We start from the raw sequence: 18,769 nt of genomic DNA, 5'->3' as shown, positions 1-18,769 counted from the left end.
TTGTCCCTGTTGTCCCTGTTGTCCCTGCAATCCCCCGGCCCGGAGCGCCCACAACATGAGCACCACGCCACCCGAACGCACGCTGCACATGATCGGCCACGGCCACATTGACCCCACGTGGCTCTGGCGCTGGACCGAAGGCTACGAAGAGGTGCGCGCCACCTTTCGCAGCGCGCTCGATCGCATGCGCGAAACGCCCGACTTCACCTTCACGGCCAGCAGCCCGTGCTTCTACGCGTGGATCCAGGAATCCGAACCGGCCATGTTCGAGGAGATCCGCGCGCGCGTGGCGGAAGGCCGCTGGGAAATCGCGGGCGGCATGTGGATCGAGCCGGACTGTAACATCCCGTGCGGCGAGTCCCTCGTGCGCCACGGCCTCTACGGGCAGCGCTTCTTCCAGCGGGCGTTCGGTAAGAAGGCCGTGATCGGCTTTAACCCCGACACCTTCGGGCACCCGGGCAACCTGCCGCAAATCCTGCGCGGGCTCGGCCTGAACCACTACGTGTTCATGCGCCCCATGGCGGTGGCCGAGCGCGACTATCCAGGCGGCACGACCTTCTGGTGGCGGGCGCCCGACGGCAGCCGCGTCTTGACCAGCAACCTGGGGCCGGATTACAACTGCTGGCACAGCACGCGCGAACGCATGCGCTCCCTGCCCGACAACCCGCAGCTCAACCCGGGCCAGACGCATATTCTGGGGTTCTATGGGGTCGGCAACCACGGCGGCGGCCCCACGAAGGCCGCCATAGCGGATATCGAGGCCCTGCGCGACGAAGAAGGCCCGCTGAAGCCGGAGTTCTCCACGCTCGAACGCTTTTTCGAGGCCATCGCCCGGGAACTGGACCCCGCGACGCTGCACGTGGCGGATTCGGAGCTACAGTACCACGCGCGCGGCTGCTACAGCGTCCACGCGGGAATCAAACGCTGGAACCGGAGCGCGGAACACGCCCTGATGAACGCCGAGCGCCTCGCGATGATGGCGCACGTGCTGGAGTCGCACGCCTACCCCGCGGAGACCCTCTCCGAGGCGTGGCGCGACCTGTTGTACAACCACTTCCACGACATTATCGCCGGCACGAGCGTGGAATCCTCCTACGAAGACGCGCGCGATCAGATCGGCGCCGCCCGGGGCCGCGCGCGCGCCGTAATCAATACCGCCATCCAGACCATCGCCCGCGAAATTGACACGACCGCCGCCGGCAACACCATCGTGGTGTTCAATCCGCTCCCGTGGCCCGTCTCCCAGCCCGTGCGCGTCTCCGGCATCGTCCGCCGCGCCCTGGACGACCCCTTGCACCTGGTCGACGACGCGGGCCAGCCGGTTCCCGTTCAGAAGGTTCGCGGCGATATACTCGCGGAAATGCCCTTCGCCGGCGACCAGTCCGCGTTTATCGCGGAAGTCCCCGGTCTGGGTTACCGGTGCTACCACGCCCGCGGCGGCAAATCGAGCGCACGATCCGGCCGCATCCTGGAAGCGACCCGGGAATGCCTCGAGAACGACTGGTGGCGCCTCGAACTGGACCCCTACGGCGGCCACATCGCCCGGCTCTACGACAAGGCGGCGGGCGTCGAGGTGCTGCGGGAGGGCCTCGTGCTCGCCGCGCTGCTGGACAACTCCGATACCTGGAGCCACGGCGTGAAGGAGTTCTTCGTGGAGGCCGGGCGCTTCGGCGAGGCCCGGCTCCGGCTGGTGGAACACGGCGACGTCCTGGCGATGATCGAGGTCACCTCGCGCTTCGGTAAGTCGGAGGCCATCGCCGAGATTTCCCTGTTCCGCGACAATCCCCGCATCGCCGTTCAGATGCGCGTGAACTGGCAGGAGTCGTACCACGCGCTGAAGCTGGGCTTCGAAACGCGCATCACCGGCGGCGAGGCCACCTACGAAACCCCCTATGCGGCCACCGTCCGGCCCGCTACAGGCTACGAGGAGCCGGGACAGCAATGGTTCGACCTGAGCGGTTCGATCGGCGAAACCCCCTACGGGCTCAGCATACTGAACAGCGGCCAGTATGGCTTCGATATCAAGAACGACGCCATGCGGGTGACGCTGCTGCGCAGCCCGGCCTACGCGCACCACGATCCAGTGCGCTACACGGCGGACGCCCGGCAGCCGATCATGGACCAGGGCTGGCATGACTTCCACCTGCAACTCTGCCCCCACGCGGGTGGCTGGCGCGACGTGAACGCGCCCCGGCTCGCCTGGGAACACAACGCGCCCTGTATCGTCCACGTGGAATCGGCGCACCCCGGCCGCCTGCCCGCGCGCGGCGGTTTGCTGCATTGCGACGCCCCGAATGTTATCCTGTCGGTGGTGAAGCTGCCCGAAGAGGGCGCGGGCCTGCTGGTGCGCGGCTACGAAACCCAGGGCCTGGCCACGGAAACCACCCTGCGGTTCCCGATGCTCGATCGCGCCTACCCCGCCGGTTTCGGACCATACACGGTGAAAACCTGGCTGATCGACCCCGCGGCCGGCAGCCTGCGGGAAGTCAACCTGCTGGAGGAGCCCGCGTAGCCCCCGCGACCTCGTCCAAACCCCGAGGAGGACGCCATGACGCCCCCTGAACCGGACAATATCATACCGTTTCCCGGGAGAACCGGCATGAATCTGGAAAAGATCGAAGAGAAGTGCCTGCACTACCTGAAGCAGGCCGCCAATCCCCTCGTCCCCGTCGACACCCTGCTGGACTTCTGCCAGCGCGATCCCGAATGCGGCAAGCTGAGCCGGCAGGAATTGCTCGACTTCCTCCGCCACCACGCCGAGATACAGGTGATGGAAGGCCCCGACATGGGCCACGCCATCGATCCGGAGACCTTCCGGGCCGCCGGCATCAACATGGGGCAGCGGGCAATTCTGAATACAAGAGTGCCGGCCCGCGAGGAAATGTTCGAAATGCTCGCCGAGCAGCTCAAGGACATGACGGACATCCTGGTGGAAGCGCTGAATACGGCAAAAAAGAACAAGGACGCCGCGCGCATCGGCGAACTCGAGACCGCCCTCCAGAAAAGCGAGGCCCTCCGCCAGAAAATGAATAAATTGCAGTAACGTTGCGTCTTCCTGCACGTATGTTCTGAAAAAGAGCGATCTGGTGGCCGGTACGTCCGCGCCATTGCGGTTCCTCATATCACGCCATATCCCCCTGTGTGGGGGCCCCGGGAGAAGTCCATGCAGTATGCCCGTCTCGGCCATTTCCCACTTCGTCCCATCGTGTCCGCCGCACTCCTTCTCACCGCCTCGGCGGCCGTCTACGCAAATCCCACCGTCTACACCCTCGGCAATGGCCTGCCGGTGTGGGATGTAGCGGCGGAGGACCTGAACGGCGACGGCCTCAAGGATCTGCTGCTCTTCGCCTGCGACGAAACGAGCCACCCGCTGCAGAAGGAGGTGGCGGTGTTTCTGGCGTCGGGTGATGGGCAGTATCCCGCCGAGCCTTCGCACGTGCTCCCGCTGGACCCGAAATTCGCCACCGCGTTCTTCGCAGAGACCGACGGCCAGGCCCCGCGCGAGCTGATCGCGGTGCATGCCCGGGGCGCGGCGGTGTTCCGGTTCGAAAACGGGGGCTTCCGCCTGGAGAGCGAGCCGGAATTCGTCTCCCTCTACCCCACGGGCTCGAAGAATCCCATCTTCCTGCCCAATGGCGCGGCGGACATGAACGGCGACGGCATCGACGAGTGGCTCGTGCCCGTTCCCGAGGGCTATGAGCTGCGCCACGGCGAGAAGGTCATCGCCCGGGTAAACTGCGACATGTACAGCGAGCTGCGGCGCTCCAGCAGCGTGTACGTCTACCATCGCTTCCCCGCCCTCCTCCCCTACGACATCCCCGGCAGCACGACGAAAGGCCTGGCCATGCTCAGCGACGAGTTCGCGGATTTTGCGCACGGCGAGGGCTGGAAGGAGCACTGGCGCTTCAAGATCCCGGTGAACCTGGAGGAGAAATGGGAAGCAAGCTCGCGGATGGAGGACATCAACAACGACGGGTTCCCGGACCTGATCGTGACGCAGACGCGCGGCACGGCCAAGCTGGAGGCGCAGACGCAAATCTACGTGGCCAACGGGCCCTACGATTACCCGAGCGAGCCGACCGCGACCTTCCTGGTCAAAGGCTCGCTCGTGAGCCCGGTCATCCTCGATATTAACGGCGACGGGAAAAAGGACATCATCATCATCAATATCCCGTTCGGCGTGAAGAACATCGTCAACTTCTTCGTGCGCGGCAAGGTGGCGGTCAACGTGGATTTCTATCCGTTCGCGGAGGAGACGTACCCCGCCAAGCCGGCGTTCGGCACATCCGTAACGATGGATGCGCCGGAGGGGCGGGAGCAGACCGCCTACACCATGGGCGACTTCAACGGAGACGGGCACATCGACGTGGCGTTCAGCCAGACGGCCGACAAATTCTCCATCTTCTTCGGCACGGAAAAGGACCTGCTGACAAACAGTCCGGCCCACGTGGTTAACATCCCCAGTTTCGGCCAGGCCCGCGCGGCCCACCTCCGCGGCGAAGCGCGGCAGGATATTGTCCTGTTCCATCCCGGGGGAAAACACAGCAAACGGGTGGATGTGATTATGATTGACTGATCGCGCGGAGAATGGGCTTGGCATTGCCGCGCCGAGCGGGGTAGACTGTCCAGGTATTATTGATTTGGGAGAACACCTGGAGTCTCACCCCATGAAGTACCCGCCTGCCCGCTCGACCCTGCTGCTTGCCGCCTTCGCGCTAGCCGCAACCTCCGTTACCGCCGCGGAAACATTGACCCTGAACGACGCCGCCGTGGCCGTGCACGGCGCGGACGCCGTGGTGAAGACCGCGTCGCGCGTGTTGGTCGAAGAGACCGCCGCGCGCACCGGCATCACCTGGGCCGCGGGCGCCGCATGGCCAGCCCGCGCCAACCCGGTTATTCACGTGGGAACGGCCGCGGACCTGGGCAAACTCGCGGGCGCCCTTCCCGTTCCAGACCAGCCCGAGGGATTCGCCATCGGCATTCATCGCGACGGGGACCGGCACGCCATCGTGCTGGCGGGACGCGATGGCGCCGGCGCCCTCTACGCCGTGGGCCGACTGCTGCTCGCCATGGACCTGCGCGACGGCAAGATTTCCCTCCCCGGCGATTTCGAGGCCGCCAGCGCGCCGCGCTACCCCCATCGCGGCCACCAGATCGGCTACCGCAACCTGTCCCACTGCTACGATGCCTGGACGCCGGAAACCTTCGAGCAATACATGCGCGAACTGGGCGTCTTCGGCGCAAACGCCTTCGAAACGACGCGCTGGGGCGCAAGCGGCCTGGATGGCCCCCACGCGAAGTTTAGCGGCAGGGAAATGGCCGCCGCCTGGTCGCGCATCTGCCGGGACTATGGCTTCGACTTCTGGATCTTTACCAGCGCGATGGGTGGCGAAGGGCACTCCGCGGAAGAGGAGCGGGAGGCGATAGAGCGCAATCTCGAAATGCTGCGCGAAGTCCCGCATGTGGACCACATCTACCTCACCGGCGGCGACGGCCAGAGTTCGCACCGGCGTCCCGACCTCATGTTCGACGCGCTGGCGCGGTTCGCCCCGGAAGCGCGCAAGATCCATCCCAACCTCGGCATCTGGACCTCCAACCAGGGCGCGGACGACGAACAGAACAACTGGTTTTTCGATTACCTCCAGCGCGAAGAGCCCGAATGGCTCACCGGGATCATCCACGGCGCCTGGAACCGTATCCTCGCGAGTGAACAGCGCGCACGCACCCCGATGCGCTACCCGATCCGGCGCTATCCCGACATCGGCCACTGCGTCCGCGCGCAGTACACCGTGCCCGAGTGGGATCGCGCCTACGCCCGCACCCTCGGCCGCGAGCCCTTTGCGCCCCGCCCCCGCGGCCAGGCGAACATCCACAACCTCTACGACGAATACTGTGACGGCTTTGTCACCTACTCGGACGGCATCGGCGACGACGTGAACAAATTCGTCTGGACCGCGCTGGGCTGGGATCCGGACCGCGCGCTGGACGATATCCTCCTCGACTATGCGCGTTTTTTCTTCGGTCCGGACATCGCCGAGGAGGTCCGCGCGGGCCTTTACCAGTTTGAGAAGAACTTCGATGAGCCCCTGCATTCGTGCGCGGGCGTGGAAGAGAACTACAAACGCTGGATGGCGCTCGATGCGAAGGCGGACGAAAAGCTGAAGAACAACTGGCGCTTCCAGTCCTGCGTGATGCGCGCCACCTTCGATTACTACCAGCAGCAGCGCCTCCGGAAGGCCCTCGACACGGAAGAGCGCGCCCTCGCGGCCCTGCGCAAGGCCCCGGCGCTCGGTGTGGAAAAGGCCATCGCCGAAGCGCGCGCCATCCTCGCCGAATCCGACCAGGACGCCGAAGCCGTCGCCCTGCGCGCGCGTCTGGAAGAACTGGGCGCGGCGCTCTTTGAAAGCATCGGCGCCCAACTGGACGTGAAACGCTACAAAGCCCGCAATCCCGAGCGCGGCGCCATCCTGGAATTCCTCGACATCCCCCTCAACAACCGCGAATGGCTCGAAGCGGAGTTCGACGCCATCCTGAAAGGGCGCTTCACGGCCAGCACGCCCGAAGGCGACGTGGAGGGCGACATCCGCCTGGCGCGCCTCGACCGCGTGGCCAATTGGGAAAATCCCGGCCCGGGCAGCTTCTACGATGACCTCGGCTACAAATGGAAGTCGCCGCGGCTGGTGAGGCCCATGAGCCAATGGGAAGACCCGGGCAGCATACAGAGCCCACGCGAAGGGCATACCTTGAGCACCGGCGGGCCCGATCGCCTCTCCTGGCTGGACCAGGGCGAAGCCCTCTGCGGCACGCCGATTATCCTGCGCTACGAGAACCTCGACCCCAATGCGCGCTACCGCGTAAAGGTCACCTACCTCGGCCGCTACAACGCCACCATCCGCCTGACGGCGGACGACGAGTACCTGATCCACGGATCGTACGGCCACACCCGCCAGGGCGTGCGCTACACCATCGGGCGCGACGGCGCCGCGGTGCTGCCAACGCCCGTGGTGGAGGAAGGTGAAGACGACGATGCCGCCATGCCGCCCGTCACCCCCCTGGAATTCGTAATCCCCACCGAAGCCACCGCCGACGGCAAACTCGAACTCCGCTGGGACCGCGACACCGGCCGCGGCATCCAGATCGCCGAAGTCTGGCTGCTGAAGCAATGAGACGCCACGACCCGGGAACCAGACCCAAAAACCACAGTCCCTCACCAGGAATTGTGTGCCCCGTCCATTCGCCGCGGCGAATCCACTCTGTCCACTCTGTCCACTCTGTCCACTCTGTCCACTCTGTCCACTCTGTCCACTCCGTCCACTCCGTCCACTCTGTCCACTCCGTCCACTCCGTCCACTCCGTCCACTCCGTCCACTCCGTCCACTCTGTCCACTCTGTCCACTCTGTCCACTCTGTCCACTCCGTCCACTCCGTCCACTCTGTCCACTCCGTCCCGGGTGTGCCACGGTCAAGCCCACCAGGGCTTGCCCGTGCAAACCACCACCAACCAACCCACAGGACCCATACAAGGCATCATCCATGACCCGCACCACCCTTATCTTCCTTCTGCTCCTGGCCCCTGTCACCCGCGCCGCCGCCGACCTCAACATCGCCATTACCGGCGATCCCGGCAAGTTATCGGCCACGATTCTCAAGGGGGATTCCCCTGTGCTCACGGGAGGCGAAGCCCCGGCCCTCGCCCTGATCCACGCCACCGCCAACGGCCCGGTGGCCGTGCCCCTGGGATTTTCGCTGGCATCCGGCAACGACACACCACCGCTCCTGCGCGCCCAAACGGATGCCGGCCTGACCGTCGAGGACGCCTATCGCACCCTCGCCCCCAACCTGATCGAGCGCACCGTCACCGTCACCGCCGAGACCGACGCCCGCTACTTCCTCGATTTCGGCTGGAAGGTCGCCGTGGACGGTACGTTCCATTCCTTCACCGGCGAAGAGACGGAAGCCGCTTCGTACACCCCGGGTTGCGGCGGGCCCGAATTCGGCGGCGCCTCCCTCCAGACCTTCCCCTTCCTCGGCGTGCGCCACGGCGACACGCTCTACGGCCTCATCGGCGACACCCCCGGCCATTGGGAAAACCGTTCCTTCATGGCTTTCGACCCGGGGGATCGCCGGCTCTCGCTGACCAATGGCGACGGCTCGGCCAAACGCGTCATTTCCATCCCCACCAATCTGGACGCCACCAGCGTCTACCGCGCGGAATTCGACGGCTGGCAGCACATCGAAGCGGGCGAGACCCAGACCTTCACAACGTGGATCTTCTCCGCGCCCGTGCAGTCGCACTACGACATCCAGCTCGCCGCGCACCTGGCGCTCGCCAACGCGAAGGGCTTCAATTCCTCCGCGCTCGAAGCCATCCTGCGCAACACCTCCTACCTCCTGCTCCGCCGCAACCTCCTCCGCCCGGAGAGCGACTACATCTTCATCTCCGGCGTCGGCTACGGCTGGAAACAATGGGTCACCGACGGCTTCTACATGGCGCGTGGCCTTGATATCCCGAAGTATGACGTGGCGGCGCAGGCGGCGGTGTTCTTCGAACGCATCAACTACGAGGACAACGCCCAGTACTACCTCATCTGGGCCGTGCTCTCCAAACGCGCCGGCGGCGAACTGGATATGCGCACCGTCGAACGCGCCTACAACTTCATCCGCGCGCACGAAAAGGACGGGCTCTTCCTGCCGCCGCGCCTCATGCCGAATGCGAAAACCCACCGCACCTACATGGACGTGCTGCCCTACGAAGACGGCGACGCGCCCTCCTCGAACCAGGGCTTCCACTGCGGCGCCCTCTACGCCGCGCGCGAACTGGGCTACGAAGTATCGGACGCCGAAATCGAGGCCGCGAAGGCCGGCTACCGTAAGATGTTCAACGAAGACGGCGGCTACATGGCCACGAGCCTCATGCAGCAGGAGCACATCGGCCAGGACGCGCTCTACGGCGCCGCCCTCACCTACGCGGTCTTCGGCGAAAAACTGCTGCCGGACGACATCGTGCTGCGCCACCTGGAAACCAGCCTCAAGACGCAGTCCCCCTGGGGCATGCCGGTCATCTCAAAAGCCGACGGCACGCTCATCGACGGCCACTCGGGCGTATACACCTTCGGCGGCTCCTGGTTCCTCACCGACGCCGGCGTGTATCTGGCCGCGCTGATTCACGGCGCACCCGCCGAAGAAATCGACCGGCATTTGCTCTGGCGCCTGGAGAAGGAACTCGCCACCATGCCGGCCTTCCACGAATCCATCAGCACCCTCGACGGCCATCCCCACGGCCACCACCTCTACTCCTGGAACTCGGGCTTCTGGTGGCTCAGGAAGCACGTGCGCGACCGCCTCGGCATGACCGGACCCGACCCGCTCGCCGCCATCCTGGACGAGAAACTTGGCGTGATTCGGGCGAACGGTATGCTTTACCTCGATCCCGCAAAAGCCACGCTGCGGCCGGAAAGCAATTGACAGTTGACAATTGACAGCGGACGATAGGCGCCAAACCCATCAACCGCCACGGAGCCCGCCCATCATGCCGCCTATCCCTATTTCCCGCCGCGTGTTTCTGGGCGCTTCCGCGCTGGCTCTCGGCGCTGCCCGCGCATACGCCGCGGAATCCCCGGCGCCCCTGATCGGCTATACCGAATACCGCGCCAACCTGCCGGCCCGCCACGCAAACCAGGTCACCTCCCGCGCGTGCATCGTGCGGGCGGATGGAACAGTCCGCCGCGAGCTGGCGCCCGAACTGGCCGCCGAGGAGAACACCTGGACCCAGTTTGCGGGCTGGTCGCCCGATGGCGCGCTCGCCCTCCTCGGGCAGGGCTGGGAGGACCCCGAAAACGCCACCTGGGAGGAGGAGCACAAGACCTTCCGCATGACCGAAGGGTGGCGCTTCGACATGTATACCCTGGACCTCGCCACGAGCGCATTGGTAAACCTCACCGCCGTCGAGCGCGTCAGCGAATACAACACCGGCATCGTTTTCTTGCCCGGGTCCGACAAGCTCGCGTTCACCGCGCTGATCAATGGCGTCTCCCACCCCTTTCAGATGGACCGCGACGGGCGCAACAAGAAGGACATGACCGATGGCGACGCGGCCTTTACCTACGGGCTCAGCGCCTCGCCGGATGGCCGTTACGTGGCCTACCACAAGGACTACCAGGTCTACGTGGCGGACGCGGGCGGTGGAGACGCCAGGAAAATCGAGACCGGCAACCCCTTCAACTTCGTCCCCCAGTGGTCGCCCGATGGCCAATGGTTGATGTTCGTCTCCGGCGAACACTACAACTGCCACCCCTGCATCGTCCGCCCCGACGGATCGGATTTCCGCAAACTCGCGGATCGCGGCGGCTATTCCGGCGTCACCACGGTCTACGACGTCTACGATTTCCACGGCGGCAGCAGCGACGTGCCCGTGTGGGCGCCGGACGGCAAAGGCGTCTACTATACGCGCCGGTTCGGCGAGGCCATCGAACTCATGCACGTCACCCTCGGCGGCGAAGTCACGCGCCTCACGGAATCCGCGCCCGGCTTCACCCACTACCACCCGAAACCTTCGCCCGACGGCAAGATGCTCGCCTTTGGATCCACCCAAACCGGAACCCGGCAGCTCTACGTCATGCCGGCACCCGGCGGCGAAGCCACCCAAATCACCCAGGTCCCCCAAGGCCACGGCGCGATGTGGGCCCACTGGCGCCCGCCCATCGCCTGACGCCCTACACCTACACCAGCTTGTCCAGCATCAGCGTCGCCAGGCCGAGTACAAGGAAGAACCCGCACATATCGGTGATCGTGGTCAGGATGGGCCCAGCCGCAATGGCCGGGTCGATGTCCAGGCGCTTCATGACAAGCGGCAGGAGACCGCCGCAGGATACGGAAATAACGGTATTAAGGCAGAGTGCGACGCACACGACAAGTCCAAGGTACGCGTTCCCTTTCCACAACCAGGCGACGATCCCAATCTGCAATCCCAGAGCGATTCCGGTGACGATGCCAACAGAAACCTCTTTCAGCCAGACCCGGATCAATTCGGTGGGTCGCACGAGGCCCAGCGAGAGCTCCCGTACGCTCACCGCCGCGGCCTGCATGCCGCTTCCGCCGCCCATGTCGCTGATAATGGGCAGAAACACCGCCAGGGCGATTACCTCGGTCAGCGTTTCTTCAAATATCGCGATTACGCTCGCGGCGAGCACGTTAAGCAGGATATTGATGCTCAGCCAGGAGAGCCGGCGCGTCGAGCGAACCCGCAGCGGCATCGTCCGGAACTCCTCGCCGCCCACGATACCCTGCGCCTTCAGGTAGTCGTCGTCGCGGCGCTCCGCAAGCGCTTCCTGGACCGCGGAACGCTGCACGATGCCGATCAGGCGCTCGTTCTCATCGACCACCGGCACGCCGAGGAACCGGTGTTGGTCGAAGAAATCCTCCAGATCGTCGAGCTCCATGTCGTCGTGGACATAGACGGGATCCTTGATCATGATCTCTTTGACGGGCGTCGATCTCCGCGCCATCAGCAGATCGCGGATGCGCAAGACCCCCTTGACCCGCCCGCGAGGGTCGACGATGTACGAGTACTGAATATCGTAGTCCCGGTACTCGTCGCCGCGATCCGCGAAGTCATCAATGACGTCCTTCACGGTGGCCTCCAGCGGATAGGCCAGGTACTCCGTCACCATCAGCCCGCCGGCCACATCATCGTCGTATTGCAGGAGCTGGCGCGCGTTCGCGGCCTCCTCGGGGTCCATGTGCGCCAGAATCGCCTCGGCGCGGTGATCCGCCAGGTCGGCGATAAGGTCCGCCTGCGAGTCGCTCGGGAGCTCGTCGATGATGTCGGCGGCCTGGTCCGGCGCGAGTTGCTCGATCAAATCGACGGCCTGCGCGCTCGGCAGTTGTTCGAGGATATCGGCGGCGTCCTCGGGCGAAATGGTCGTCAGGACCCTGGACTGGTCTTCCTCGGAGAGCCGGGAGAGCGCAAACGCCAGATCGTTCGAGGGCATGGTCTCCAGCAACTGTTCCAGCGCCTCGACATTGCCGCCTTCCATGATGGTGGCCAGTTGCTCGCGGGTTTCATCGATATCGGTCGACGTGCGATCATCCATGATTCGGTTTCCAGCGGGGTTTGGGATACGGAAAATGCTGCAATCCCGGAAGGGCGCCGGGACGGGGCCACACAGCATACAACAGGCGCATAAAAAAAACGAAAAAGTCGCCGGGGAGTTGCGAATATGGCCCACACTGCGCCACTATGGGCGCCCGGGCCCGCCCGAACGCTGGGGGATTCCCTTCCGGCGCGCCCCGTTGAAAGGTCCTATGCCAAACATACCCCACGATCCCGCCGCGGCGTATTCCGAGCGCCTGGCCGCCCGGAAAGCCGCCCGCGACGCCTTTGACGCCCGCTTCGATCGCATCGCCAACCTGCGCCTCGCCGTCTTTCTGCTGGCCGCGCTGATGGCCGGCCTCGCTTTCTGGGGAAGCATGCACCCCGCGTGGTTGCTCCTGCCTATCGCCGGATTTGTCGCCCTGGCGGTCCGGCACGAATCCGTCGCCCGGGGGCGCGCCCGCGCGGATGCCGCGGTCGGTTACTACGAGAAGGGACTCCGCCGCATCGCGGGCGACTGGCCGGGCGACGGCGTACAGGATGTCGCCGCACAGGAGCGGGACCACCCGTACGCGCCCGATCTCGACCTCTTCGGCCCCGCCTCCCTTTTCGAATTGCTGTGCCAGGCCCAAACCGCATCGGGCCGCACGCGGCTGGCCGGCTGGATGCAACGCCCGCAGGCGGCGGCGGACATCCGCGCGCGCCAGGAGGCCGTTCGCGAGTTGGCGCCCCGGCTGGACCTGCGGGAGGACCTCGCCCGCCTCGGGCTCGATGTGCGCGGCGCCGTACGGGGAAGCACGCTGGCCCGCTGGTCGGTCCGCCCCGCCGAGCTTACCGGCGGCTGGGCCCCGCGCGGCTATCTCGCGCTCACCGTGGCAACCGTTCTGGCCCTGCTCGTCTTCATCCAGTGGAACATCGGTTTCCCGTTCCTCATCCTGTTCACGATTCAGCTGCTGCTGCTCGGCACCACCGCCAAACGGGCCGTGCGCGTGCTCATGGCCGTCGAGGAGCCCGAACGGGAGCTGCGCGTCCTGATCCACCTGCTGGACCGACTCGGCGCCGAACAGTTTGAGGCCCCCGTGCTGCGCTCCATCCGCGAGCGGCTCACCGAGGATGGCAAGGACGCCGCCGCGCGCATACGCCAGCTGGAGCGGCTGGTCTACCTCTTCAACCTGCAGATGAACCAGCTGTTCTTCCCCGTCTCCCTGCTGCTCATGTGGAGCGTGCATTTCGCGTTCGCAATCGAGTCCTGGCGCCTCCGCTGGGGCCGCCACCTCCCCGACTGGCTCGCGGCGGTCGGCGAATTCGAGGCCCTGCTGTCCCTGGCCGCCTTCGCCTGGGAGCACCCGGACTACCCGTATCCGGAGATCGTGGAGGGCGAGCCCCTGCTGGAAGGAAAGGCGCTCCGGCATCCCCTGCTGAAACCCGGCGTCTGCGTGCCCAACGGCGTGACGCTCGGCGGGGCTCACCGCATCACCATCGTCAGCGGCTCGAACATGTCCGGCAAGAGCACCTACCTGCGCGTGGTGGGGATCAACGTGGTGCTCGCGCAATTGGGCGCGCCGGTCGCCGCCGGATCCATGCGCCTCACGCCCTTCCAGATCGGCGCGACGCTGCGCGTGCAGGACTCCATCCAGAGCGGCGTTTCCCGTTTCTACGCCGAGCTCCAGCGCCTCAAGGCCGTATCGGACCTCATCTCGCGCGACATTCCCGTGTTGTTCCTGCTCGACGAGATCCTGCACGGCACCAACTCGCACGACCGGCAGGTGGGCGCGGAGGCGCTGGTGCGCTCCTTCGTCGAGCGCGGCGCGATCGGATTTGTCACCACGCACGATCTCGCCCTCACGAAAGCCGCCGACGCAATGGGCGAGGCCGCCGCCAATGTCCACTTCTCCGACCACCTGGAAGGGAGCGAGCTCATCTTCGACTACACCATGCGCCCCGGCGTGGTCGAGCACAGCAACGCCCTCCAGCTCATGGCCAACCTGGGCCTCCTGCCCGAAGCGAAATAGGAGCAGCGGAGACCGCACATGACAAACAACCAGCTTGAGATTGAGCACCCCGGCATTTTGCTCAAGGAAGATTTTCTCGATGGGCTCGGCGTCACGCCCGGTGCGTTCGCGCGCGCCATCGGCGTGGATCGCACGGCAATTAAGAATATTATTGATGGAAAGCGGGCGATCACGGCCGAAATGGCGCTGCGTTTTGCACTCTATTTCGGCATGAGCGCGGATTTCTGGATGAACCTTCAAAAGGACTACGAGCTCCGCCTCGCCCGGCGCAATCGGCTGCCGAAATGCTAAGAGACGTAACATTTTGACCGCCTGAATTAGCGAGCAGGAATAGTCTCCGACGTCCCGCCGTCTCAGGAGGTTAGGCATCCCTGCCTGACCCGCCGCCACCAAAAACCACCAGCACCCACCGCCCGCCTCCATAATTCCGCCGCCTCAGGACGTTAGGCATTCCTTGCCTGCGGCAACGCCCGCTTCGGCATTCGGCGAGCATGGCTGGCATGGAATAGAATTCCCGCGTCCCCAAAACCGGAATGGAATGGGGAGCGGGGTCATTTCACAAACGCAACGATCCTATGAAGTCTTGTGCTTCCCCGCAGCTTACCGGATCACGTACTGGTCTTCCGGCACATTGATGCTACAGACGGCTGAATGGTCGCTCCCTACTTCAACGTCTCCAGGTACGAAACCAGATCGCTGAGATCCTGCGCGGACATCGCCGCCGCAAGCCCCGTGGGCATCAGGGACGTCTTGCTCTTGCGCCGGTCCAGGATTTCTTCCTTCTTGATCGGCTTGACAGCGCCGCTCGCGTCCATCAGCTGCACCGCGTTGTCGTCCTCGCCGACGATGAAGCCGCTGAGCAGCCCCTCCCATTCGGTCTCCAGGATCCACACCTCGTACTCGTGCGATATGGCCGCGTTCGGGTAGAGGATCGACTCCAGCAGGCCCTCCCGGCCCAGCTTCTGGCCTATCACGGTCAGGTCCGGCCCCACTTCGCGGCCCTCCTCGCCGACTTCGTGGCAACGGTGGCACTGGGCGGCGTCCTCGCTGAAGAAAATGGTGCGCCCGCGCCGGGGATCGCCCCCCATGGCGGCGAGTTCGGCCAGGGGCGGCAACGCGGCCCCGTCCGCCGCGCGCTCGGCCGGGAGCAACTGCTGCGCCATCATCCGCACGTCGTCATACGGGCTGGCGTGGACCGCTTCGCGCACGTCGCGCTCGAGATCGCCGGGCAATTCCCCCGCCTCAACCAGCCCGAGCAGACCCAGCGCGCCGGATTGCGTGTTGGCGAGCCGCCGCGCAATCGTGGCCCGGATCGGCTTGGGTTGCTCGGCGTCCTTCAGGTGCGCCAGCAGCAGGGCCTGGCTCGCGGCGCCGCGAAACGCCTGCATGGCCTCCACCGCCGGCCCGTGAAACGATTCGTCTTCGCCCCGCAGCAACAGCGCCACCTGCTCGGCAAGCGCGGCGGCGTTCTCCGGCGCGACCTTCGGCGCGACAACCGCAAGCCCCTCCAGCGCCTTCAGGCGATCCGGGTTGGTCTCATCCACGTCGAGCGCCCGCGCGACGAGCATCGGCGCAAGGCTCTGGCGGCCCGTATCGGAAACGTAGGCCCAAACCGCCCTGGATCGCTCCGGGTCGGCCAGCGCGTCCACCAGCGCCCGGTCAAACGCGGCCCCTTCCGCCGCAGCCGCCCAGTCGAGGCCCGCGTTCCGGCCCAGATGGCGCAGGGCGTGGTTCCAGAGCTCCGGATCCGCCGGCTCCAGCACCTGCGCGGCCAGCAGGGCGCCGGCCTCTTCCGTGCCGATCGCGTCGATGACGTCGAGCGCGGCCTTTCGCGGGGTGCTTCCCAGCATTTCATTCCGGAGCGCCGCCTCGGCGAGGGGAAGCGCTTCCGGCGGGTGCAATTGCAGCGCCAGCCCCGCCAGGCGCTCGTCCCACCGTTCGCCGAGCGCCTCCGCCAGGCGTTCGAATCCCCAGGCCTCGCGGCCCGCAAAGGCCAGCCCGATCGCCTCGCGGTAGAACCGGTCCCGCCCGTCGTATTGGAGCGCGAGCGCCAGCAACCACTCGTCCCGCGTTTCGGACGCCTCAAATTCGCGCAATTCCACCAGAATCTGGCGGCGCACAGGCGGCTCCGGATCGCGCAATAGCCAATCCGCTTCAAAAAGCGCGTCGCCGCCACGATCGGCCAGCAGCCGCACCGCAAGCACGCGAAAGGCCACCGATTCATTCCGCGCCGCTTCAAGCAGCGTTTCCCGGCCGTGGTTCTCCTCCCGAGCCAGCAGCCAGAGCGCGCGGGCGCGGATCTCGGGGCGTGAATCCTGGTAGAGCCGGTGCAGCAGCGGAACCTCGGGCCCTTTCAGTTCCCCCTGAAGCACGCGCCAGGCAAGGTAGCGACGCGCAAGGTTGGGCGAGCGGAAGGCCTCCACAAGCCCCTCTTCGGTGCGCAGGTCCAGCGGCGGCGCCGTGTAGACCGTGTCCTTCGCCGCCAGACGGTAAATGCGCCCGCGCGACGTGTCCCCCATATTATGGCCGCCCACGCCGGGGTCGTACCAGTCCGCGACAAATATTGACCCGTCCGGCGCCGCGCACACATCACTGGGGCGGAACCATTTGTCCTCGGGGGCGGACAGGATGACCTCCGTCTCCCCGCGATAACCCGCGCCCGCCGCCATGGGCCGGTAGGACCGGATCTCGCCCGGCCCGGCGTCGGCGTGGATCAGCGTGTTGCGCAGGCGTTCGGGCAAGGATTCACCCTCGTAAAACAACAGGCCCGTCGGCGAACCGAAGCCCGTGCGGATCATGTTCGGCATCACCCCGGGACGGTCCTTGTTCCAGTGCACCTCATCCAGCCGGCGATCGCCCTGGCGGCGCGGCCAGTAACCGTAGTGCCCCCCCTCCATCACGTAGTTGATCTGGACCTGCTCGTTGCCGTCGTCGTCGTTGTCGGAGGCGAAAACCGTCCCGAACGAACTCACCGCCGGCTCGTAGGGATTGCGCATTCCCTCGGCCAGCACTTCCAGCCGGTTCCCCTCCAGGTCCACGCGCAGGACCGTCGCCGCGTCGTATTCCGGCTGCTCGCCCCCCTTGCCCGCGACTATCCGGTTGCCCGAACCGTCCGTTACGTCGAACCCGCCGTCGCCCACGGTCATGTAAATCAACCCATCCGGCCCGATCATGGCCCCGTGAATCGCGTGATCGTGATCCACGCCGCCGAAACCCGTCAGCACGACCGTTTTCTTGTCCGCCTTCAGGTCCCCGTCGGTATCTTCGAGGTAGTAGAGCTCCGGGCTCTGGCAGATGTACACGCGCTCCCCGATCACCGCAATGCCCAGCGGGGCCTGCACCGAGGGATCCTCGTAGAACGTCGTGGCCTTGTCGCACCGGCCGTCCCCATCGGTGTCCTCAAGCACGCGGACGCGATCGCCCTGCGCGCGCACGGCCGGATGCTTGAAAAGCCGGTAGTTCGCCGCCTCCGTCACCCACACCCGCCCCTGCGCGTCGATATCGATAGCCGTCGGGTTGACCAGGTCGTCTTCCGCGGCAAACAGCGAAACCGCCAGCCCCTCCCCCGGCTTGAGCGCGCCGAGCGCCGCGTCGGGGTCCCGTTGCGCGTGCGCCTCCGAAACCGCCAAAAGCGCCGCCGCGAGAACCGCCGCGCCAAAAAGAGCATGAATTCGCATCGAAGTATCCCCTGCTTGGATCACCGTTGACTCACGAAGGCGGTAGTGTACCCCATCGCGATGGGCAATGCATCCCGGCAGTCAATGGGCCCACCGAAGCGCGCGGTGTCAAGCCGGTTCGGCTCGCTGTCACAGGCGCGCCCTCTGCTCACGACAATTTTTGTCACAATCCTTCGCAAAATGTACACAATTGCGAGAGGTTGGGGTGCATTCGTCGCGACAGTGCATATTCGTAAGTAATTAATACATAGATGGTTGCGGGCATTGTTCGCCGCCGAAAGCTGAGTTGGCACGGCCCTTGCCCTACGCTACTCAACAGTTGAAAACAGCGTGCGGGCGGCGTCGGCGCCGCCCCCGTGCAAACAGATCTTAACAATCACCACCAACTGGAGGACGTGCACATGAAAAAGTCGAACAAAGGGTTTACGTTGATTGAATTGATGATCGTGGTCGCCATTATCGCGATTATCGCGGCCATCGCCATTCCCAACCTGCTCCGTTCCCGGATGCAGTCGAATGAGTCCAGCGCCATTGGCAACCTGCGCACCATCGTCGGCTCGGAAGTGGCCTATCACGCCGCCAACTACGTATATACCGCCCAGTTCGCCGACCTGACGGGCGCCACCCCCCCGTTCCTGGACGGCACCTGGGACGGCACCACCAAGAGCGGCTACAACTTCGTGCTCGGCGGAGACGGCAACAACTTCACCGCCAACGCCAACGCGGCGGCCTACGGAACGACCGGCAGCAAAGGCTTCTTCACCGACGCGAGCGGCGTAATCCGCTTCGCGAACGGCGCGGACGCCACGTCGGCGGACGCCCCGATCGGCGAATAACCCCACCTACCCAGCCAACTGATTACGTGCGGCGCGCGCCGGGCCCCAGGGTCCGGCGCGCGCCCTTTCTTTTCGGGCCAGGGTGGATGGTATCGGGGGCATGGAATCGGGGGCATTGCCTTTTTCGCGGCGTTGAATTATTCTGATCCGGTA

The 18,769-nt window shown here is 65.5% G+C and carries 11 protein-coding genes and 1 pseudogene; 9 read left to right on the top strand and 3 right to left on the bottom strand.

From position 1 onward, the window contains the following. Positions 1-55: 55 nt before the first annotated feature. From KF886_05410 to KF886_05395, 4 genes are all read left to right on the top strand, one after another. On the top strand, positions 56-2,512 hold the full coding sequence (locus KF886_05410) for an alpha-mannosidase (GenBank protein ID MBX3176775.1): 2,457 nt from the start codon (positions 56-58) through the stop codon (positions 2,510-2,512). A gap of 87 nt (positions 2,513-2,599) precedes the next feature. Beyond that, positions 2,600-3,043, top strand: a complete 444-nt coding sequence (locus KF886_05405) for a hypothetical protein (protein ID MBX3176774.1) — start codon at positions 2,600-2,602, stop codon at positions 3,041-3,043. A gap of 120 nt (positions 3,044-3,163) precedes the next feature. Further along, a complete protein-coding gene (locus tag KF886_05400) occupies positions 3,164-4,576 on the top strand; it encodes a VCBS repeat-containing protein (protein MBX3176773.1) in 1,413 nt (470 codons plus the stop codon). Positions 4,577-4,667: 91 nt separating this feature from the next. After that, on the top strand, positions 4,668-7,166 hold the full coding sequence (locus KF886_05395; protein MBX3176772.1) for a hypothetical protein: 2,499 nt from the start codon (positions 4,668-4,670) through the stop codon (positions 7,164-7,166). A 63-nt stretch (positions 7,167-7,229) separates the two neighbouring features. Here the strand turns inward: KF886_05395 and KF886_05390 are convergent. Then, a pseudogene (locus KF886_05390) lies at positions 7,230-7,610 on the bottom strand (hypothetical protein). On the opposite strand from KF886_05390, the gene KF886_05385 reads away from it, so the two are divergent. Further along, the gene (locus tag KF886_05385; GenBank protein ID MBX3176771.1) at positions 7,534-9,465 is read left to right on the top strand and encodes a hypothetical protein; all 1,932 of its coding nucleotides are present in this window, start codon (positions 7,534-7,536) and stop codon (positions 9,463-9,465) included. The pseudogene KF886_05390 and the gene KF886_05385 overlap by 77 nt on opposite strands. Before the next feature lie 64 nt (positions 9,466-9,529). Next, entirely contained in the window at positions 9,530-10,708 is a 1,179-nt protein-coding gene (locus tag KF886_05380; protein ID MBX3176770.1) for a PD40 domain-containing protein, read from the top strand. Positions 10,709-10,718: 10 nt separating this feature from the next. On the opposite strand, the gene mgtE is transcribed toward KF886_05380, so the two are convergent. Continuing rightward, positions 10,719-12,092, bottom strand: coding sequence for a magnesium transporter (gene mgtE, locus KF886_05375; GenBank protein MBX3176769.1), 1,374 nt, complete (start codon positions 12,090-12,092; stop codon positions 10,719-10,721). 211 nt (positions 12,093-12,303) lie between these two features. Here mgtE and KF886_05370 point away from each other — a divergent pair, with 211 nt between their 5' ends. After that, positions 12,304-14,103: a DNA mismatch repair protein MutS gene (locus KF886_05370; GenBank protein ID MBX3176768.1), complete on the top strand. Its 1,800-nt coding sequence runs from the start codon at positions 12,304-12,306 to the stop codon at positions 14,101-14,103. Positions 14,104-14,121: 18 nt separating this feature from the next. Then, positions 14,122-14,394 carry a HigA family addiction module antidote protein gene (locus KF886_05365; protein ID MBX3176767.1) on the top strand — a complete coding sequence of 91 codons (273 nt, stop codon included), beginning with the start codon at positions 14,122-14,124 and terminating at the stop codon, positions 14,392-14,394. A 371-nt stretch (positions 14,395-14,765) separates the two neighbouring features. Here KF886_05365 and KF886_05360 read toward each other — a convergent pair whose 3' ends face one another. Beyond that, positions 14,766-17,780 (bottom strand): PQQ-dependent sugar dehydrogenase, encoded by a 3,015-nt coding sequence (locus KF886_05360; protein ID MBX3176766.1) that lies wholly within the window; start codon positions 17,778-17,780, stop codon positions 14,766-14,768. Positions 17,781-18,181: 401 nt separating this feature from the next. On the opposite strand from KF886_05360, the gene KF886_05355 reads away from it, so the two are divergent. Further along, complete coding sequence (locus tag KF886_05355) at positions 18,182-18,616, top strand: prepilin-type N-terminal cleavage/methylation domain-containing protein (GenBank protein MBX3176765.1); 435 nt, start codon at positions 18,182-18,184, stop codon at positions 18,614-18,616. Positions 18,617-18,769 lie beyond the last annotated feature (153 nt).

This window comes from Candidatus Hydrogenedentota bacterium, assembly GCA_019637335.1.
GTDB lineage: Bacteria > Hydrogenedentota > Hydrogenedentia > Hydrogenedentales > JAEUWI01 > JAEUWI01.
Note: the sequence above shows the minus strand (reverse complement) of the source record. Positions and strands in the feature narration are given on the sequence as shown.